We start from the raw sequence: 22,585 nt of genomic DNA, 5'->3' as shown, positions 1-22,585 counted from the left end.
AGCGGGGACCCGACCTTCGCCGAACTGCTGGACCGTGTGCGGGACACCGCCCTGTCCGCCTACGCCCATCAGGACGTGCCCTTCGAGCGTCTGGTCGACCTGCTCAATCCCCGCCGTTCCCTGGCCCACCACCCGCTGTTCCAGATCATGATGGTGCTCCAGAACACGGCCGAGGCCGCACTGGACCTGCCCGGCATCGACACCACCCGCGAACGTTTGCGCGGCGACAGGGCCCGTTTCGACCTGACCTTCAGTCTGCAGGAGCGACGCGGTCATGACGGCAGTCCGCAGGGCCTCACCGGCTGGGTGGAGTACACCACCGACCTCTACGACGAAGACACCATCGACACACTCGTCCAGCGCTGGGTACGGCTGCTCGACGAGGCGACCGGTACCCCCCACCGACGACTCGGCACGATCGACCTGCTCACCGCCGAGGAGCGGCACCAGATACTCACGTTGCGCAACGACACCGCGCGCGAGATCCCCGGCGCCTTTGCGCCCGCGCTCTTCGAACAGCAGGCCGTCCGGACGCCGGAGGCCTTGGCCGTGGTGTCCGAGGGCGAATCGGTCACGTACGCCGAACTCAACGCCCGGGCGAACCGGCTCGCGCGAGCGCTGATCGAGCACGGCGCCGGCCCGGAGCGCTTCGTGGCACTGGCCCTGCCCCGCTCCGTCGACCTGGTCGCCGCCGAGCTGGCGGTGCTCAAGACCGGGGCGGCATTCGTGCCGATCGATCCCGATCACCCGGCCGGCCGGATCCGGTTCATGCTCGACGACACCGCCCCGGTCTGCCTGGTCACCACCACACGCGTCCGGGCGACGCAGGCCGCCGTCGGCGACACCCCGGTGTTCCTCCTCGACGACGAGGACGGTGGGCCCCGCTTCTCCGGCTACTCCGGCGACGACCTCGCCCGGCCTTCGGTCTCGGCCTCCCACGCGGCCTATGTCATCTACACCTCGGGGACCAGTGGCACGCCCAAGGGCGTCGTGGTGTCCCACCGCGGCCTGCCCAACCTCGCGCTGACGGTCGCTCACCGGTGCCGGATCGGCCCGGGCAGCAGGTTGCCGCAGCTCGCCTCGCCGAGCTTCGACGCCGCGATCGCGGAGACCTTCCTGGCACTGCTGTCCGGGGCGTGCCTGGTGGCACCGGACAGGGCGCTGGCCGGCGCCGAGTTGACGGCTTTCCTCGTCGGACACCGGGTCACGCACACGACCCTGCCGCCGTCGGTGCTGGCCACGCTGGTGCCCGATGAGCTGCCCGACCTGGAATGCGTCGTCCTCGTCGGTGAGGCGGCGCCGCCGGGACTGGTGTCCCGATGGTCGACCGGTCGCCGGATCCTCAACGGATACGGCCCCACCGAGACCACGGTCGGCGCCACGCTGAGCGAAGCCCTCGGTGTCTCGCACGGACCGGTCTCGATCGGACGCCCGTTGGACAACACCCGGGTGTATGTGCTCGACAGCCGGTTGCGGCCGGTGCCGCCGGGCGTGGCGGGCGAACTGTACGTCACGGGCCTCGGTCTGGCCCGGGGCTACCTGGGGCGTCCCTCGCTGACCGCGGGCCGGTTCGTGTCCTGCCCGTTCGGGGGCGCCGGCGAGCGGATGTACCGCACCGGGGACGTCGTACGGTGGCGGCGCGACGGCGACCTCGAGTTCGTCGGCCGCGCGGACGACCAGGTCAAGATCCGCGGGTTCCGGATCGAGCCCGGCGAGATCGAGGCCGTGCTGTCCGGGCATGAGCGGGTCGCCCGGGCCGTCGTCGTGGCGCGGGAGGATCAGCCGGGCGACCGCCGTCTGGTGGCCTACGTCGTCCCGGCCGTGCCGGGGGACGGCCTCGATCGCGAGTTGCGGGAGTTCCTGCGGGAGCGGCTGCCCGACTACCTGGTGCCCGCCGCCGTCGTGGTCGTCGCCGGGATGCCGCTCACGCCCAACGGCAAGGTCGACCACCGGGCGCTGCCGGCCCCCGACTACGCGGCCATGGCCGGGACGGGTGCGGCCCCGCGCACCGGACCGGAAGAGGTGATGTGCGAGCTGTTCGCCGACGTGCTGGGGCTGCCCAGGGTCGGGCCGGACGACAACTTCTTCGACCTGGGCGGGCACTCCCTGCTGGCGACGCGCCTGGTCTCCCGAGTCCGCGCGGCGCTGGGGGCCGAGTTGTCGGTCCGGGCGGTCTTCGAGGCGCCCACGGTCGCGGACCTGGTACGACGGGTCACGGCGGCGTCGGGCGCGACGCGGCCCCCGCTGGTGCCCATGGAGCGACCGGAACGTGTGCCGGTCTCCTTCGCCCAGCAGCGCATGTGGTTCATGAACCGCATGGACGGCGAAGCACCCGCCACCGGCGTTCCGGTGGTGTTCCGGCTCGGCGGCGAACTGGACGAGGACGCGTTGCGTGCTGCGCTGGCCGATGTCGTAGCCCGGCACGAGGCACTGCGGACGGTCTTCACGGAGATCGACGGCACGCCGGTGCAGACGATCCTGCCCGCCGACGTGGATGTACCGCTGCCCGTGACGGAGGTGACCGAGGCGGGTCTGACCGACGCGCTGGCCGACGTCGCCGAGCAGGGCTTCGACCTGGCGACCGACATCCCGCTCCGGGCGGCACTGTTGCGGGTCGCCGACTCCGGGACCTGGGTGCTGAGCATCGTCGTCCACCACGTGGCCCACGACGGCTGGTCGACGGCACCCCTGCTGCGCGATCTGTCCCGCGCCTATGCCGCGCGGGCCGCCGGAGAACCGCCGGCCTGGACGCCGTTGCCGGTGCAGTACGCGGACTTCGCCATGTGGCAGCGAGATCTGCTCGGCACACTCGACGACCCGCTGAGCCCGATCACGGCGCAGCTCGCGTACTGGCGGGAGGCGCTGCGGGACCTGCCCGAGCAGGTCGGGTTGCCCGGCGACCGGCCCCGGCCGGCGGTGGCCTCCTCGCGGGGCGCGGGGATGCCCTTCGAGATCGCTCCCGCGACGCACGCCCGGCTGGTGGGCACGGCGCGGGCCGCGGGCGTCAGCGTCTTCATGGTGTTGCAGGCGGCGCTGGCGGGAGTGCTGACGCGGCTGGGCGCGGGCACGGACATCCCGATCGGATCGCCGGTGGCCGGCCGCACCGACGAGGCACTGGACGATCTCGTCGGGTTCTTCGTCAACACGCTGGTGCTGCGCACGGACACCTCCGGCGACCCGACCTTCGCCGAGTTGCTGGACCGGGTGCGCGAGACGGCGTTGTCGGCGTACGCCAACCAGGACGTGCCGTTCGAGCGGCTGGTGGACGCGCTCAGCCCTCGTCGGTCCCTGTCGCACCACCCGCTCTTCCAGATCCTGCTGGCGCTGCAGAACGCCGGGGAAGCGACCCCCCAGCTGCCGGGTGTCCGGGTGACCCGCGAACCGGTGGCGACCGCCAACGACGCGCGGTTCGACCTCACCTTCAGCCTGCGGGAACGCTCTGACGAGGACGGCGTCCCGCAGGGGATCAGGGGCTGGGTGGAGTACCGCACCGATCTCTACGACGCCGTCACCGTCGAGTCGCTGGTGGAGCGTTGGGTGCGGTTCCTCGACTCGGCGGTCACGGACCCGCGTGTCCGCCTCGGTGCCGTGGACGTGCTCGGCGAGGCCGAGCGGAACCGGCTGCTGGAGGAGTGGAACGACACCGCACGCGCCGTACCCGAGGTGCCCGCCCCGGAGCTGTTCGAGCGTCAGGTGCGACGTACGCCGGACGCGGTGGCGGTCGCCTTCGAGGACGAGTCGGTCACCTACGCCGAGCTGAACGCTCGCGCCAATCGGCTCGCACGCCGTCTGATCGGCCAGGGCGCGGGACCCGAGCGGTTCGTGGCACTGGCCGTCCCCCGGTCGGCGGACATGATCGTGGCGCTGCTCGCCGTGCTCAAGTCCGGCGCCGGCTATGTGCCGATCGACCCGGACCTGCCCGCGGAGCGGATCCGCCTGATCGTCGACGAGATCCGCCCGGTCTGCCTGGTGACCGCCGGGGACGCCGTCGCCGGTGTCCCCCCGGTCCCGGTTCTCCGGCTGGACGACCCGGACCTGTGCGGTGCCGTGGCCGCACTGCCCGGACACGACGTCGTCGACACCGATCGCACGGCCCCGCTGACCTGGGCCAACGCCGCCTACGTCATCTACACCTCCGGCACCACCGGGCGGCCCAAGGGCGTGGTGGTGACCCACCGGGGCCTGCCCGGCCTCGCCGCCTCGGCCGCACAGCGCTGCGGGACCGGGCCGGACGTCCGGGTGCTCCAGTTCGCCTCGCTGAGCTTCGACATCACGGTGTGGGAGATCTGGATGGCCCTGACCTCCGGTGCCCGGCTCGAACTGCCGGACAGCGGGATGGCGGGCGACGAACTGGCCGCGTTCATCGACCGCCGCGGCGTCACCTACGCGACGCTGCCGCCGACCGTGCTGGCGACCCTGCCCGAGGACGGCATGCCCAGCCTGGACTGTGTTCTCGTCGGCGGCGAATCGGTGTCGCCGGGGCTGATCGGACGGTGGGCCGCGAGCCGCAGGGTGCTCAACGGCTACGGTCCGACCGAGGCCACCGTCGGAGCCACGATGAGCGCACCGCTCACCGGGGCCGGGGGTCCGGTCCCCATCGGGACACCCCTGATCAACATGCGGGTCTACGTGCTCGACGACCGCCTGCAGCCGGTGCCGCCGGGCGTGGCCGGTGAACTGTATCTCGCGGGCGCCGGCCTGGCCCGGGGCTATTTCGGGCGTCCCTCGCTGACCGCGAGCCGCTTCGTGGCTTGCCCGTTCGGTGGCCGGATGTACCGGACGGGCGACGTGGTGCGCTGGTTGCGGGACGGGAACCTGGAGTTCCTCGGCCGCGCCGACGACCAGGTCAAGCTGCGCGGCTTCCGGATCGAGCCGGGTGAGGTCGCGTCGGTGCTGTCCTCGCACAAGACGGTGTCGCAGACCACGGTGGTCGTCCGGGAGGACCGGCCCGGCGACCCCCGCCTCGTCGCGTACGTGGTGCCCGCCGACTCCGCCGCGGGCGGCGATCCCGCGATGCTGCGGGAGTTCCTGCGCGAGCGACTGCCGGACTACCTGGTCCCGGCCGCCGTGGTGGTGCTGGACGCGCTGCCGCTGACCCGCAACGGCAAGGTGGACCAGTCCGCGCTGCCCGCACCGGACTTCGCCGCCGCCATGGGCGGCGGTGTGCCCCGTACGCCCGAGGAGGAGGTGCTCTGCGGACTCTTCGCCGAGGTGCTGGGGCTGCCGGGGGTCGGGGTGGACGACGACTTCTTCGAACTGGGCGGGCACTCCCTGCTGGCGACACGCCTGGTCTCCCGGGTCCGCGCGGCGCTGGGTGCCGAGCTGTCCGTGCGGTCGGTGTTCGAGGAGCCCACCGTGTCCGGTCTGGCCGGGCGGCTCAGGCGGGCCTTTGCGAGCTCTCGGCCCGCGCTGGGTCCGGTCGCGGGCGCCGACCTGGTGCCGGTGTCCTTCGCGCAGCAGCGGCTGTGGTTCCTGCACCGGCTCGACGGCCCGAACCCCGTCTACAACATGCCCGTTGTCCTGCGGCTGAGCGGTGAGCTCGACCCGGACGCGCTGCGCGCCGCGCTCACGGACGTGGTGAACCGGCACGAGCCGTTGCGCACGATGATCGTGGAGGCGGACGGGGACGCCGTGCAGCGGATCCTCCCCCCGCTCCCGGCCGTGCCGATGCCGGTCACCGAGGTCGAGCCGGAGGACGTGCCCGGACTGGTGGCACGGGCAGCCCAGCACGGCTTCGAACTGTCGGACGAGATACCGGTCCGCGCCGAGTTGCTCCAGGCCGCCGACGCCTGGGTGTTCGTCCTGGTCATGCACCACAGCGCCAGCGACGGTTGGTCGATGGGGCCGCTGCTGCGCGACCTGGGGCTGGCCTACGCCGCGCGGGTCGCCGGCCGGCCGCCGGTGTGGCCGGCACTGCCGGTGCGGTACGCCGACTACGCGGTGTGGCAGCGGGAGTTGCTGGGCGCCCCGGACGATCCGGACAGCTCGGTCGCCGGCCAGCTCGCGTACTGGCGGGAGGCGCTGCGGGATCTGCCCGAACAGGTGGGGCTGCCCGGCGACCGGCCGCGGCCCGGCGTCGCGTCCCACCACGGCGGCGCCCTGACGTTCGAGATCGACCCGCAGGTGCACGCCCGGATCGTGGCGGCCGCGCAGGCCGCGGGCGCCACCGTGTTCATGGTCCTCCAGGCCGGGCTCGCGGCACTGTTGACGCGGCTGGGCGCCGGCACCGACATCCCCGTCGGTACCCCGGTGGCGGGGCGCACCGACTCGGACCTGGACGACTTGGTCGGTCTGTTCGTCAACACGCTGGTGCTGCGCACCGACACCGGCGGCAACCCGACGTTCGCCGAGTTGCTGAGCCGGGTGCGCGAGCGCGCGTTGGCCGCGTACGCGCACCAGGACGTGCCGTTCGAGCACCTCGTCGACGCGCTGAACCCGCATCGGACGCTGGCCCACCACCCGCTCTTCCAGGTCATGCTGGTGCTGCAGAACAACGCCGACGCGGGCCTGACCCTGCCCGGCCTGCGGGTGGAGCCGGTGCCCGTCACCGGGCGCACCGCCCGGTTCGACCTCACGTTCAGCATGCGCGAACGCCGGGGCGCGGACGGCGACCCGGACGGGATCACCGCGCACGTCGAGTACAGCGCCGACCTCTACGACCCGGACACCGTCGAGGCGCTGGGCCGCCGGCTGGTCCGGCTGCTCGACGCGGCGACGGCCGAGCCCGGCCTGCGGATCGGCGCGATCGATCTGCTCACCGCGGAGGAACACCGCGCCTTGCCGGGTTTCGGGACCGGTGACGCGCCGGCCGCCCGGACCGAGCCGGTTCAGGCACTGTTCGAGCGCCAGGTCGCCCTCACCCCCGACGCCGTCGCCGTGGTCTGGGACGGCCGGCAGCTGACGTATCACGAGGTGAACACACGGGCGAACCGGCTCGCACGCCGGCTGATCGAGTCGGGCGCCGGTCCCGAGCGCTTCGTCGGCGTGGCGGTCCCCCGGTCGGCTGACCAGGTCGTGGCCGTGCTCGCGGTACTCAAGGCGGGCGCGGGCTACTTGCCGATCGATCCGGGCCATCCCGCGGACCGTGTGCGGTTGATGCTCGAGGACACCGGGGCGGTCTGCGTCATCGCCGCGCACGACTGCGCGGTGAGGGAGGCCGCGAGCCTGCCGCTCGTCCCCGTGGAAACGGCCGACGACCTCGACCGGTCCGGCGACGACGTCACCGACGCGGACCGGCTCGCCCCGTCGCGGGCGGCGAACCCGGCCTACGTGATGTACACGTCCGGGTCGACCGGAGTGCCCAAGGGTGTCGTGGTCCCGCACGCCGATGTGACCGGGCTCGCGCTGGCGTCGTGCTTCCGCACCGGGGCCCACGAGCGGGTCCTCGCGCACTCCCCGTCCGTGTTCGACGCGTCGACCTACGAGCTGTGGATCCCGCTGCTCTCCGGAGGGCGTGTGGTGCTCGCACAGGCCGAGCTCGACACCGATGCCGTGCGGTGGGCGACCGGCCGGCACGGCGTCACGGCGATGTGGCTGACCGCCGGACTGTTCCAGGCGTTCGCCGACGAGGCACCGGACTGCTTCGCAGGACTGCGGGAGATCTGGACCGGCGGTGCGGTGGTCCCGGCCCCCGCGGTCCGCCGAGTGCTGGCCGCCTGCCCGGGGCTGGTGGTGGTCGACGGCTACGGCCCGACGGAGACGACCACCTTCGCGACCCGGCATCCCATGACGGCCGATGTGCCCGACCGGGTCCCGATCGGCACTCCGCTGTCCGGCGTGCGAGCGTACGTCCTCGACGCCGGACTCGCCCTGGTACCCCCCGGCACCCCGGGGGAGCTGTACCTGGCGGGTGCCGGTGTGGCGCGAGGGTACCTGGGACGCGCCGGACTGACCGCCGACCGGTTCGTCGCCTGCCCGTTCGGGGGCGCCGGCGAGCGCATGTACCGGACCGGCGATGTCGTGCGCTGGAACGGCGGGGGAGTGCTCGAGTTCCTCGACCGTGCCGACGACCAGGTGAAGATCCGCGGCTTCCGGGTCGAGCCCGGCGAGGTCGAGGCGGCTCTGGCCGGGCACGACGCGGTGGCTTCCGCCACCGTGATCGCGCGGGACCACCGCCTCGTAGCGTATGTCGTGCCCGCCGCTCCGGCCGATGACGGTCTCGCCGAGGAGATCACCCGATCCCTGCGCGAGCGGCTGCCCGACTACCTGGTCCCGGCCGCCGTGGTGGTGCTGGACGCGCTACCCCTGACCAGCAACGGCAAGATCGACCGGCGTGCGCTGCCCGACCCGGACTTCGCCGCCGTCTCCGGTCAGGGCGGAGCCCCGGGCGGCGCCCGTGAGGAGGCGCTGTGCGCGGTGTTCGCCGACGTGCTCGGTCTGCCGACCGTCGGTGTCGCGGACAACTTCTTCGACCTGGGCGGCGACTCCATCTCCGCGCTGCGCCTGGTGACCCGGATCCGTGCGGCCGGGCTGGTGGTGAGCGTGCGTCAGGTGTTCGAGCACCCGACGGTCGCCGCCCTGGCCTCGACGGCGGCCGAGGTCGCGGGCACGTACGACGCCGACGACGGCGTGGGAACCGCGCCGCCAACGCCGATCATGCGGTGGTTGTTCGACGGCAATGGCCCGGCGGTCGACTCGGCCAACCAGGCGATGCTCGTCGACTGCCCGGCGGGGATCTCCGAGTCCGCGTTCCTGGCGGGCCTGCAGGCCGTGCTGGATCAGCACGACGCGCTGCGCATGCGGATCAGCGAGGCCGAGGACTGGACGATCGAGATCACCGAGCCCGGCTCGGTGCGGGCCGAGGACTGCTTCCAGCGGATCGATCTCTGCGAGCTGGACGCGGCGGCGCAGCGCGAGGAGATGACGCGCGCGGCCGCGGCGGCGGTGGGGCAGCTGGCGCCCCGGACCGGAGCGATGCTGCGGGCGGTGTGGTTCAGCTCCGGCCAGGCCTTGCTGGTGCTGCACCACCTCGTGGTGGACGGCGTCTCCTGGCGGGTGCTGCTGCCGGACCTGCGCGCGGCCTGGGAGGCCGCCGCGGAGGGCCGCGCATGGCGGCGCGGGGCACGAGGCACGTCGTGGCTGCGGTGGTCCCGGCTGCTGTCCGAGCAGGCGCTGAGCCGGGAGCGGGTCGCGGAGCTGCCGCGTTGGACGGCCATCCTGGGCCGGCCGGACCCCTGGCCGGTGCGTGCGCTCGACCCGGCGGTGGACACGTCGCGTTCGGTACGGTCGCTGGAGGTGTCGCTGCCCCCCGAGGTGACCCGCCCGCTGCTCTCCGAAGTGCCGGCGTTGTTCCACGGCGGCGTGAACGACGTGCTGCTGGCGGCGTTCGCGGCCGCCGTGGCCCGGTGGCGCTTGTCGCTCGGCGTCACGGGCACGTCCGTACTGGTCGAGGTGGAGGGGCATGGCCGGGAGGCCGACGCGATCGGCACCGGACTGGACGTCTCCGACACCGTGGGCTGGTTCACCAGCATGTACCCGGTACGGCTCGACCCCGGCGCCGTCGACCTCGGCTCGGGAACGGATCTGGACCGTGCGGTGAAACAGGTCAAGGAACAGCTGCGCGACATCCCGGACAACGGCATCGGCTACGGCCTGCTGCGCCATCTGAACCCGGACACCGCCCGCGTCCTGGCCGAACTGCCCGGTCCGCTGCTCGGCTTCAACTACCTCGGCCGGTTCGCCGCGCCGGCGGACGGAGGGTCGGCCCTGTTCCCCGCCACCGCTCCGAACGTCGTGGCCACTCCGGCACGTCACCTGATCGATCTCAACGCGTTCACCCACGACCGGCCGGACGGCCCCGAGCTCACCGCCCACTGGTCGTGGGCCGGGAACCTCTTCACCGCCGGCCAACTGTCCGAGCTGGCCGGCATGTGGTTCACCGCTCTGACCCGACTCGCCGGCCATGCCCGTCGTCCCGAGGCAGGCGGCCTGACCCCGTCCGATCTGATCATCCCGCTCGACCAGGCGCAGATCGACCAGATCGAAGACCTGTGGAAGGACCTGTGATGGCCAAGCCCGCCGACATCCTGCCTCTCTCCCCTTTGCAGCGTGGATTGTGGTTTCACGCCTGGTACGGGCTGGAGTCCGGCGCGGCAGACGGCGACGTGTACGTGATCCAGCAGGTGCTCGAGCTGGACGGCGCGGTGGCCGAGGACCGGATGAAGGCCGCCGCGCACGCCCTGCTGCGCAGGCACCCGCATCTGGCCGCGGGGTTCTTCCACGCCGGCCTGGATGCCCCCGTGCAGGTGATACCCGCCGACATCAAAGTGCCGTGGCAGGAGTTCGATCTGTCCGGGCTCTCCGAGCATGCCCGCGAGGGCCGGCTGGCGGAGATCCTGGACGCGGACTGGCGCCGCCGGTTCGAGCCGACGCGTCCGCCGCTGCTGCGGTTCACCCTGGTCCGGCTCACGGCTGACGATGTCCGGCTGGTGGTGACCAATCACCACATCCTGCTCGACGGCTGGTCGTTGCCCCTTCTGCTGCACGAACTGTTCGCCCTCTACCACGCCGACGGGGACACCGCGGCCCTGCCGTATGTCCCTCCCCTGCGCGGCTACCTGGAGTGGCTGCACCGGCAGGACCGCGAGGTGGCGCGTGAGGCATGGCGCAGCGCACTGACCGGGCTGCGGGAAGGGACCCGGCTGGCACCGGGAATATCGACGCGGGACGTGGCTACGGTCCCGCAGTCCGTGCAGGTCCGCCTGCCGGCGGCCCTCACCGAACGGCTGTCCGCCCGGGCACGGGAGTGGGGCATCACCCTGAACACGGTCGTCCAGGGACTCTGGGCGATCCTGCTGGGCGGGGTCACCGGCGGCGACGACATCGTCTTCGGCACGACGGTGTCCGTGCGCCCGCCCGAACTGGCCGGCAGCGACCGCATGATCGGCCTCATGATCAACACCGTCCCGCTGCGGGTGCGGCTGGACCCCGCCGAGCCGGTTCGCGACCTGCTGATCCGTCTGCAGCGGGAGCAGTCGGCCCTCATCGGGCACCAGCACCTCGACCTCGGCGAGATCCAGCGACTGGCCGGCCTCGACGAGTTGTTCGACACCCTGACGGTGTTCGAGAACTATCCCGTCGACGCCCGGGCAGCGCAGTCCGGGGCGCCATTCCGGCTGGCCCGGCGCAGCGGACGGGGCGGCGACGCCTCGCACTACCCGCTGAGCCTGGTCGTCACGCCCGGCCGACAGCTCACACTCCGCTTCAGCCACCACCCCGACGTCCTCGCCCGCGACACGGTGACCGCCCTGTCCGATCGGTTCCTGCGGTTGCTGGAAACCACCGCCCACACCCCACACCGACGCCAGGCGGACCTGGACCTCCTCACCGACGACGAACGCCGACTGCTGACCGAAGTGACGGGCGGCCCCGGCCACACCGATCGGCCACCCCAGCCCCGTACGCTGCACGAGCTCTTCGAACAGCACGCCGTACGGGCACCGGAGACGCCCGCGGTGCTGGGCGACGGTGGCGCGGTGAGCTACCGCGAGCTGAACGCCCGGGCCAACCGGCTGGCCCGGTACCTGATCGCGCAGGGCGTCGGGCCGGAGCAGTTCGTCGCGCTGGTCATACGGAACTCGCCCGAGCTGGTGGTGGCACAGCTGGCTGTGGCCAAGGCGGGCGCCGCCTTTGTGCCCATCGATCCCGACTACCCGGAAGAACGCGTCCGCTGGACGCTGGCCGACGCCCGACCGGCCCTGATCCTCCTCGGCACGGGCGGGGGCCTCTCCGGGACCGGCAGCCCGGTGATCACCCTCGATGACCAGGGCCTCACCGGCGCGCTGCGCACGCTCTCCGACGCCGACGTCACCGATGCCGAACGGCACGGGTCACTGGCCGCCGCGCACCCCGCGTACATGATCTACACCTCCGGCACGACCGGACGGCCCAAGGGCGTCGTGGTGCCGCATGCCGGCGTGCCGAACCTCGCCGAAGCGGTCCGCGCGCGGTATGCGCTGGGCCCGGGAAGCCGGGTGTCGAGACTCGCCTCGCCGAGCTTCGACGCCTCCGTGTTCGAACTGGCCATGGCCTGGGGCGCTGGGGCCTGCCTGGCCATCCCGGAGCAGAGACTGGTGGGCGAGGATCTCGCCGGGTTCCTCACCGAACACGGCGTGACACACGCGATGCTGTCGCCGACCGTCCTGGCGACCCTGCCCACCGGCCGGTTGCCCGGTCTGGAGCTCGTGGCCGCCGGTGGCGAGGAACTCTCCACCGGACTGGCGGCTGAATGGTCGTCCGACCGCATGCTGGTGAACGCCTACGGCCCGACCGAGATCACCGTGTGCGCCACGACCAGCGGACCCCTCACCGCCGCGGACGGGCTGGTACCCATCGGGACACCTCTGGACCACACCCGGGTGTACGTGCTGGACGGCTGGCTGCGTCCGGTGCCGCCCGGGACCGCGGGGGAGCTGTACGTCGCGGGCATCGGAGTGGCCAGGGGCTACTGGGACCGCGCCGGGCTGACGGCGAGCCGGTTCGTCGCGTGCCCGTTCGGCGAGACGGGCGAGCGGATGTACCGGACCGGCGACCTGGTCCGTCTGCGGGCCGACGGCGACCTGGAGTTCCTCGGTCGCACCGACGACCAGGTGAAGGTCCGGGGCTTCAGGATCGAGCCCGGTGAGGTGGAGTCCGTGCTGTCCACTCACCCCGCGGTCGCCCACGCCGTGGTGATCGCGCGGCAGGACACGCCCGACGCGCCGCGTCGTCTGGTCGCCTACGTCGTACCCGCCGCCGGCCACCGTGCCGCGGGCCTGCCGGACGAGACGCGTGCCTGGCTGCGGGACCGGCTGCCGGGCCATCTGGTCCCGGCCGCCGTGGTGGTGATGGACGCGCTGCCCATGACCGCGTACGGCAAGGTCGACCGGCGCGCGCTCCCGGCCCCCGGCCGACCGGCGCGGGACGCCCGCGGCCGTCCGGCCCGCGGTCCGCGGGAGCAGCTCCTGTGCGAGCTGTTCGCGGCGGTCCTCGGGGTGGCCGAGGCCGGAACCGAGGACAACTTCTTCGACCTCGGCGGCGACTCCATCTCGGTACTGCGCCTGGTGTCCCGGATGCGGGAAGCGGGTCTGACCGCCACGGCGCGGGACGTGTTCGAGCACCCCACCGTCGCGAAACTGGCGGTGGCGGTCACGGAGGCGGAGCAGGAGCCCGGCCCCGCCCCGGCGGACGACGACGGTGTCGGCGAGGCGACGCCGACACCGGTCATGAGCTGGCTCCTGAAGAGCGGCGGACCTGCCGTCGGCTCGATCCACCAGGCGATGCTGGTGGAGTGCCGCCCCGGGATCACCGAGCCGGAGCTGGTGGCCGGCCTGCAGTCGGTTCTCGACCAGCACGACGCGCTGCGGATGCGACTGACCGGATCCACCGTGGAGATCACCCGCCCGGGCTCGGTCCCGGCGGCGGCCTGCTTCGAGCGGGTCGCGCTGTCCGGTGCGGACGACGACGAGGAGATCAGGAAGGCCGCGGCCACCGCCGTCGGGCACCTGGATCCCTGGTCCGGGGCCATGGTGCGGGTCGTCTGGTTCGACCGGGGAGACCGTCCCGGCCACGTGCTGCTGGTGCTGCATCACCTGGTGGTGGACGGGGTGTCGTGGCGGGTGCTGGTGCCGGACCTGCGTGCGGCGTGGGACGCGGCCGCCGAGGGCAGGACATGGCAGCGCGCCAGGCGCGGCACATCCTGGCGGCGCTGGTCTCGGCTGCTGGCCGAGCAGGCGTCCAGTCCGCGGCGGCGGGCGGAACTGCCGCTGTGGACCGAGATCACCGCGCCCGCGGACCTTCTCCCGGTGCGGTCCCTCAACCCGGCGGTGGACACGTCGTCCTCGCTGCGGTCGCTGCGGGTGTCGTTGCCCGCGCAGGTGGCGGGACCGGTCCTGTCGACGGTTCCGTCGCTGTTCCACGGCGGTGTGAACGACGTGCTGCTGGCCGCGTTCGCGGTGGCCGTGGCACGGTGGCGGGCCTCGCTCGGCGGTTCCGGCTCGGCGGTGCTGGTCGAGCTGGAGGGACACGGCCGGGAGTCCGCCGCGATCGGCCCCGACGTCGACGTGTCGGACACCGTCGGCTGGTTCACCAGCGTGTACCCGGTGCGGCTCGATCCCGGCGACGGCGACCTCGGACAGGCCGTGAAGCACGTCAAGGAGCAGCTGCGGAGGATCCCGGACAACGGCATCGGCTACGGTCTGCTGCGCCACCTCGACCCCGAGACGGCCGAGGTGCTGGCCGCCCGGCCCGGACCGTCGTTCGGCTTCAACTACCTCGGACGGTTCGGCGCCGCCGCCGGCACCGGGGCCTCCGGCGGCGCCGAGCTGTTCCACATCCCGGTCGCGGACGGCACCGAGACCCCGCTGCGCCACCTGATCGATCTGAACGCCGTGACCTACGACCGGGCGAGCGGCCCCGAGCTGTCGGCGCACTGGTCCTGGGCGGGGAACGTCTTCACCGAGGAGCAGATCGCCGCCCTGGCCGACACCTGGTTCGCCGTCCTCGGGGAACTGGCGGCCCTCACGACGGGCGGCCTGACGCCTTCGGACCTGATGGTCCCCGTCCCACAGCGGATGATCGAGAAGTGGGAGGCCGCCGAGACGGGTGTCCGGGACGTCCTGCCGCTCTCCCCGCTGCAGCAGGGCATGTGGTTCCACGCGCGGTACGAACTGGAAACCGACCCGGGATCAGCCGGGGGTGGTGGCGCGTATCTCGTGCAGCAGGTTCTGGAGCTGACCGGCGACGTCCGCCCGGACGCCCTGCGGACCGCTGCGACGGCGCTGCTGCGGCGCCATCCGCACCTCGCCGCGGGGTTCTTCGACGAAGGTCTGGACTCTCCCGTCCAGGTGGTTCCCCGAGATGTCGAGCTGCCGTGGCAGGAACTCGACCTGTCCGGATGCACGGAGGACGACCGCCGGGACAGGCTGGCGGAGATCCTCGCGGACGACCGCGCTCGCCCGTTCCGTCCGTCGTGCCCGCCCTTGCTGCGCTTCACGCTGATCCGATGGTCGCCCAGCTCGTTCCGGCTGGTGTTCACCCATCACCACATCCTGCTGGACGGCTGGTCCAGCCCGTTGCTGATGCGTGAACTGTTCGCGCTCCACCGGTCGGGCGGCGACCAGACGGTGCTGCCGTACGCACCGCCGTACCGGCAGTACTTGCAGTGGTTGCGAGGGCAGGACCGGGAGGCGGCGCGTGGCGCCTGGCAGGACGCACTGGCCGGGCTCACCCAACCGACCCGGCTGGCTCCCGAATCCCGGGCACGGGACGCGGTGGCGGAGTCGGCGTCGGCACGTGTCCGGCTCTCGCCGGAGCTGACCGGGACGCTGGTCGCGCGGGCCCGGGGCTGGGGCATCACCCTGAACACGCTGGTCCAGGGCGCGTGGGCGCTACTGCTCGGTCGGGTCACCGGAAGCGGGGACGTCGTGTTCGGCACGACCGTGTCGGTCCGCCCGCCGGAGTTGCCGGGCAGCGCCCACATGATCGGACTGCTGATCAACACGATCCCGGTGCGTGTCCGTCTGCATCCCACGGAGTCGGTCGCCGACTTCATGACCCGACTGCAGCGGGAGCAGGCGGCCCTGGTGCCGTATCAGCACCTGGACCTGACCGAGATTCAGAGCCTGGCCGGGATTCCGGAGCTGTTCGACACCCTGACCGTGTTCGAGAACTATCCGGTCGACGCCGAGGCCGGTGCCGCCGACTCGGAGTTCCAGGTGGCGAACGTCGGCGGTCCCGGCGGTGAGTCCCACTATCCGCTCACCCTCGTCACCGTGCCGGGACGGCAGCTCACCTTCAGGTTCGGCCACCGCCCCGACGTCCTCGGCACCGCCGACGTCACGGCGCTCACACGCCGATTCACCCAGCTGCTGGAAACAGTGGCCGGGCAGCCGGAGCGGCGGCTCGCCACGCTCGACCTGCTCAGCGACGACGAGCGACGTCAGCTGGTCGTCGATCGCAACGACACAGCTCAGGCCATGCCGACGGTCCCGCTGCCGGTGCTGTTCGAGGAGCAGGCCGCTCGCACGCCGCACGCCCCCGCGGTCGTGTGCGACGGTGAGACGCTCACCTACGCCGGGCTGAACGCTCGCGCCAACCGCCTGGCGCGGCTGCTGATGGAGCGGGGAGCCGGCCCCGAGCGCTTCGTCGGGCTGGCGCTGCCGCGTTCGGGGGACCTGGTGGTGGCGCTGCTGGCGGTGCTGAAGTCCGGGGCCGCGTACCTGCCGATCGATGCCGAGTACCCGGCCGAGCACATCCGCTTCATGCTCGCGGACACGGCGCCGACGTGCGTGGTCACCACCGATGCGGCCCTCGCGGACTCCTATGGCGTCGCCACGGTCCTCCTGGATGGTCCGGAGACGGTGAGTGCCCTCGACGCGCAGCCGGAGCACGACATCTGCGATGCCGAGCGTGCCTCGCCACTGCGTCCGGCGAACCCGGCGTATGTCATCTACACCTCGGGGACGACGGGTCTTGCGAAGGGGGTGATGGTGCCGCATGAGGGTGTGGTCAATCGGCTGGTGTGGATGATCGAGCGGTACGGCCTGTCCGCCGAGGACCGCGTGATTCAGAAGACGCCCTATGGGTTCGACGTGTCGGTGTGGGAGTTCTTCGCCACCTTGCTCGCGGGTGCCACCTTGGTCGTTGCTCCTCCTGGTGAGCACCGGGACGCCCGTCGTATCGGTGAACTGATCCGTCGTGAGCGGGTCACGGTCGCGCACTTCGTGCCCTCGATGCTGCGTTCGCTGCTCGGCGAGGCCGGGCCGGAGCAGCTGGCCGGGTTGCGGCAGGTGATCTGCAGTGGTGAGGCGTTGTCCGGCGACGCCGTGCGGGAGTTTCAGGCACGCTGCCCGGCCCGGCTGCACAACCTCTACGGCCCTACCGAGGCGTCGATCGACGTGACGGCCTGGGAATGCCCGCCGCGGATGGCGGCCGGCATGTCGTCGCCGCCGATCGGTGCGCCGATCGCGAACACCCGGGTTTACGTGCTGGACGATTGCTTGCAGCCGGTCCTCCCGGGCGTCACGGGGGAGTTGTACCTGGCCGGGGTTGGCCTGGCCAGGGGTTATCTCGGGCGGTCCGGGCTGACCGGGGGCCGGTTCGTGGCGTGTCCGTTCGGGGAGCCGGGTGGGCGTATGTACCGCACCGGTGATCTCGTGCGGTGGCGGGCCGACGGGAACCTGGAGTTCCTCGGCCGCTCCGACGACCAGGTGAAGATCCGCGGCTTCCGGGTCGAACCGGGCATGGCCGCATCGGTGCTGGCCGACCAGGAGGACGTGACCGAAGCCATGGTGATCGCTCGACGGGACCATTCCGGCGAGCAGCAGCTGATCGCCTACGTCGTCCCCAGGCAGGAGGCGCGGCCGAGGGCCGGTGAGCTGCCGGGTGTGCTCGTGAGGTTCTTGCGCGAGCGGCTGCCCGATCACCTGGTGCCGGCAGCGGTGGTCCTCCTGGACGCGATTCCGCTGACCCCGAACGGCAAGCTCGACCGACGGGCCCTGCCCGCGCCCGACTTCGCGGGAGCGGCCGGGACCGGCACGCCGCTCAGCCCACGGGAGGAACTCCTGTGCGGCCTGTTCGCCGAGGTCCTGGGAGTGCCCAGGGTCGGTCTGGAGGAGGATTTCTTCAACCTCGGTGGCCATTCCCTGCTGGCGACCCGGCTGGTGTCGCGCGTCCGTGAAACCCTGGGAGTGGACCTGTCGGTCCGGTCGGTGTTCGAGGCACCCACCGTCGCCGAACTCGCCCGGCGCACCGGAAGCGAGCACCACGACGGCGACTTCGACGTGCTGCTCCCGCTTCGCGCCAAGGGCTCGCTGACGCCGTTGTTCTGTGTCCATCCCGTCGTGGGGCTGAGCTGGGCCTACGCACGGTTGCTGGCGCACCTGGACCCCGACCGTCCTGTGTACGGACTGCAGGCCCGGGCCATCAGCGACGCCGGGAAGGCCCCGCGGAGCATCGACGAAATGGCCGAGGACTACATCGACAACATGCGCCGTGTGCAGCCCAGCGGCCCGTACTCACTGCTCGGCTGGTCGTTCGGCGGCGTCGTCTGTCACGCCATCGCGGCGAAGCTGCAGGACATGGGCGAACGGGTCGACCTGCTCGTGATGCTCGACTCCCGTGTTCCGGACGGCAATGAACCTGAGGTGCCCCAGGACGAGGACGACATGGTCGCCGAGAAGATGAAACGGGCGGGTGTCGGCGAAAAGGCGCTGGCGGAGTACCTGGCCCAGTTGGAACCGGCCATGCGGGAACGAGTCCTGCGGCGCGAACGGGGCATCGCCCGGGCAGCGGCCCACAACAACGCTGTTCTGCGATCGTTCGTGCCCGGCCGGGTCGGAGGAGACGTGCTGTTCTTCACCGCCGGCGACGGTTCCGCCGCCGCCGAGTCCTGGCGAAAGCACGTGGCGGGAAGGGTGCTGAACCACAACATCCCCTGTGAGCACCGGGACATGCTCACTCCGGGACCGGTCGCGCAGCTCGCGGAGATCATCACCCGCCATATCGGAGGAAGCTGACCCCCCTTGGAGGGACGACAACCGATGACAACCATGCGATTCCGCCCCTGGCCGCTCGCCGGCGACCACGTGCCCACCACCTACGGAGATGTGATCAACACCTACTTCGAGGGTGCCTGCCGGCACCTCGGTCTCTCCACGGCGGATCTGGTACCGCAGGCGAAGGCCCTGACGTCGGTGCTGGGCGACTGGGCGGCCGCGCCCATATCGGACTTGGAGAAATACTCCTCGTGGGTGGCGAACAACGGGGCACCGCTGGAGTTCTCCGTCGCCCATTCGGCCTCCGGGGTCGTCGGAGTCCGGGTGCTGCTGGAGGCACTGCGGGAACCGGTGACGCCTCTGTCGAGCCAGCAGGAGGGGCACGCGTTCACGTTACGGCTCGCCGAGGAGTTCGGCGTGCATCTGGGCCGCTACCTGGACATCGCGGACCTCTTCCGGTGCGAGGAACCCCGCGGCCCGTTCTCCCTGATGCACGCCGCGGCACTGTCGCCCAAGGGAGAACCGCCGCTGTTCAAGATGTATCTCAACCCCGGTGTCACGGGCGGGTCGCCCGCGGCCGTGGCCGCCGAGGCACTGCGCCGCCTCGGCTTCGCAGAACAGTGGGCGGCGGTCGTGGACCACTTCCAGGGCGGCGATCTCGACGCTCCCGAGCATGAGGTCGCCCTGATCGGGCTCGACCTGACCGAGTCCCAGGACGCGCGGGTGAAGGTATACCTGCGGCACACGGGCGTCGACGCCGAGGGAATCGACCGGGCCGCTGCCGTGGCAGCGGACCACCAGGAAGGCGTGTTCACCAAGGTCATCGGCGCGATCGGTGGCGATGTCCCGGTGACCGGCTGGGAAAAGGCGCCGATGACCTGCCTGGCCTTCCGCCCGCAGCACGCCGTCCCGTCGTCGGCGACCCTGTACTGCCCGCTGGACCCGAACATCGTGAACGACGAGGTCTCCGCGGAGCGGGTCTCCCTCCTGATGGACATGGCGGGTGCGGATCCCGCGCTGTACCGGGCGACCGTGGCCGCGATCTCCGGCTCGAATCCGCGTGGCCTGCGCAGGCTGAGCTGGGTCGCCTACAAGAACCCCGCGGCCCCCGTGTGCACGCTGTACGCCGGACTCAACAGCCCCGTCGGCGAGGCATGAGGGCGAGGTCCGGTCGCGGCCGGGTGCCAGGGCCGCGGCTTGTCTGCCGCCCGGCCGGTCCTCGCCGCCCCCGGCTCCCCGTGGTGACCCCGGCACTGGGGTCGGCCGAGGCCGGGTACGCCTACGGCGCCAGGCGGCCGACCGCGATCTCTCCCCGTCCCGAGCGGGTGACCGGCAGTTCGCCCGCCTATGGAGGTGCCTGGTGACCGTAATGGCAGCCGCCCAGCAGGAGATGACCCTCGCGATCATGCTGCTGGACATCGCCGTCGTCCTGCTCGTGGGCCTGCTGTTCGGACGGGCAGTACGCAGCCTGCGTCAGCCCGCGGTGATCGGCGAGATCATCGCGGGTATCGCTCTGGGCCCGAGTGTGCTCGGCCTGTTGCCGGGGGACCTGACGCAGCGTCTCTTCCCGGTGGACGTGCGCCCGCTCCTGTCGGCCGTCTCCCAAGTGGGCCTGGTTCTCTTCATGTTCATGGTGGGCTGGGAATTCGAGAAGCGGCTGGTCCGCCCGAACGCCGGTCTGGCGGCCGGCGTCTCCCTGTCCTCTGTCGCGTTCGCCTTCGGCCTGGGCGTGGCCCTGGCGACCCTGCTGCACCCGCACCATGCGACGGTGGCCGGTCACCACGTCCCCTTCCTCGCCTTCGCCGTCTTCATGGGCACCGCGATGTCGGTGACCGCGTTTCCCGTACTGGCGCGCATCCTCACGGATACCGGACTGCTCGACACCCGGGTCGGCTCCCTCGCTCTCGCCAGCGCGGCCATCGACGACGTGCTTGCGTGGTGCCTGCTGGCGTACGTCTCGGCCTTGGTCAGCGCGGACGGCGACTACGGGGAACTGGCGCGGATCGGGTTGCTCGCTGCCGGCTACGGCGCGCTGATGCTCCTGGTGGTCAGGCCGTTGCTCGCTCGTCTGATGTGGCGCTGGGCGAGCGCCGAACGCTGGTCCGCGCTGCTCGTGGTGCTGTGCGCCGGTGCTCTCGGGTCCGCGTGGCTCACCACCTGGATCGGCATCCACGCGATATTCGGCGCATTCCTGTTCGGTTTCGTGATGCCGCGCGAGCCGGCCCACGTCCTCGGCCGGCACCTCCGCCAGCCGCTGGAGAACGTGAGCCTCGTGCTGTTGCCGGTTTTCTTCGTCGTCACCGGGCTGAACGTCGACCTCGCTGCTCTGACCGGTGGTGACTGTCTGGCGTTGGCGCTGATCATCGCGGTGGCCTGCGCGGGCAAACTGCTCGGTGCGATCGTGCCGGCCCGGCTGTTCCGCCTCTCCTGGCGGGAGGCCAAGGATCTCGGGCTGCTCATGAACACCCGAGGACTGACCGAGCTCATCGTCCTGAACGCCGCCGTGAGCCTGGGCGTCCTGGACGGCCGCATGTTCACCATGATGGTGATCATGGCCCTCGTGACGACCGCGATGGCGGGGCCGCTTCTGTCCCGGCGAAAGGAACTGGCGACCGTCCCGCCGCAACGTCCCGTCACGGATTTCATCGGCCCGCACACCTGACCAGATCTGTGCTCTCCGGCACCTGTCACGCCCGACGAGTACACCGCCTGGAGCCCGAATCAGAAGCCCAGCAAGGGACCACCACCCACACCCGAGCCCTCGGATACAGGACCGGGTAATCGCCGACAGTGCAGGAGGCGACCGCGGAGCGGATGGTGATGCCGAGCTGCCGGTCGATCGCGCCGTGGTCGAAGAGCAGCCACTCGGTGAGACTGGTCTTACGGGCGTCGACGTGCGGGGATCCCGATGTGAGGGAACTCGGACGCGGCCGGCGTGGCGTCCGCGGCCCGGGGCACCGCAAACCGGTTTCGGCGCCCGGGTGGCCCGCGGTCGGGCCAGTAGCATGAGCCGGGCAACCCGTGATGATCATCCTAGGAGCAGGTCCGTGCGAGACATCGCCGTGTTCAGCGGTAGCGCCCACCCCGAGCTGGCGGCGGAGGTCTGCGCGCACCTGGGGGTGCCGCTCAGCCCCACCAGGGTCAGCCGGTTCGCCAACGACTGTCTGGAGGTGCAGCTCCAGGCCAACTGCCGCGAGCGGGACGTCTTCCTCGTCCAGCCGCTGGTCAGGCCGGTCCAGGAGCACCTGGTGGAGCTGCTGCTGATGTGCGACGCGGCCCGCGGTGCCTCCGCGCGCCGGATCACCGTCGTCATGCCGCACTACTCCTACGCCCGCTCCGACAAGAAGGACGCGCCCCGCATCTCCCTCGGCGGCCGTCTCGTCGCCGACCTGATGGTGTCGGCCGGGGCGAGCCGGGTCCTCGCCATGACTCTGCACTCCCCGCAGGTGCACGGCTTCTTCTCGGTGCCCGTCGACCATCTGCACGCCCTGCGCGAGCTGGCCGCGCACTTCCAGCAGTACGACCTGTCCCGCACCACCGTGGTCTCCCCGGACCTCGGCAACGCCAAGGAGGCGGCCGCCTTCGCCCGGCTGATCGGCGCCCAGGTGGCCGCGGGCGCCAAGCAGCGGTTCGCCGACGACCGGGTCAGCATCAGTGACGTGATCGGCGAGGTCGCCGACCGGGACGTCATCGTGCTGGACGACGAGATCGCCAAGGGCAGCACGGTCCTCGAACTGCTCGACCGGCTGCGGGAGTCGGGCCCGCGCTCGATCAGGGTGGCGTGCACGCACGGGCTGTTCGCCGACGGTGCCCTCAAGAGGATCGGCGAGCAGCCCGACGTACTGGAGATCGTGTGCACCAACACGGTGCCGGTGCCCGACGAGGAGCGCACCGACAAGCTGCGGATCCTGTCCATCGCCCCCGCGCTCGCCGAGGCGGTACGACGCATTCACAACGGTGAGTCCGTCAGCGCCCTGTTCGACGCGCCCCGCAGCGAATAGCCGGGAAGCGGTGCGAGGCGCCTCCGGCGTCATCCAGGTGACCAGGAGGGCCCCGCCGGATCGACAAGGCGTCACCGGACGCGGCACCGTCGTCACCGGCCGGATCGAGCG

The 22,585-nt window shown here is 71.8% G+C and carries 5 protein-coding genes; all 5 read left to right on the top strand.

All coding sequences use genetic code 11. The features are described from left to right. Positions 1-10,005: amino acid adenylation domain-containing protein (locus ABZ098_RS29030; protein ID WP_356596059.1), on the top strand; the 10,005-nt coding region annotated here is incomplete at its 5' end. Beyond that, positions 10,005-18,494: an amino acid adenylation domain-containing protein gene (locus ABZ098_RS29025; protein ID WP_356596057.1), complete on the top strand. Its 8,490-nt coding sequence runs from the start codon at positions 10,005-10,007 to the stop codon at positions 18,492-18,494. The genes ABZ098_RS29030 and ABZ098_RS29025, both read left to right, overlap by 1 nt. A gap of 24 nt (positions 18,495-18,518) precedes the next feature. Beyond that, positions 18,519-19,631 (top strand): tryptophan dimethylallyltransferase family protein, encoded by a 1,113-nt coding sequence (locus tag ABZ098_RS29020; protein ID WP_356596055.1) that lies wholly within the window; start codon positions 18,519-18,521, stop codon positions 19,629-19,631. 211 nt (positions 19,632-19,842) lie between these two features. After that, positions 19,843-21,135, top strand: a complete 1,293-nt coding sequence (locus ABZ098_RS29015) for a cation:proton antiporter (RefSeq protein WP_356596083.1) — start codon at positions 19,843-19,845, stop codon at positions 21,133-21,135. Between the two features lie 385 nt (positions 21,136-21,520). Continuing rightward, positions 21,521-22,474, top strand: coding sequence for a ribose-phosphate diphosphokinase (locus ABZ098_RS29010; RefSeq protein ID WP_356596053.1), 954 nt, complete (start codon positions 21,521-21,523; stop codon positions 22,472-22,474). Positions 22,475-22,585 lie beyond the last annotated feature (111 nt).

It is taken from the genome of Streptomyces sp. NPDC006335 (genome assembly GCF_040612795.1).
Lineage (GTDB): Bacteria > Actinomycetota > Actinomycetes > Streptomycetales > Streptomycetaceae > Streptomyces.
The sequence above is the reverse complement of the archived record's forward strand: the minus strand, read 5'-3'. Positions and strand labels throughout refer to the sequence as shown.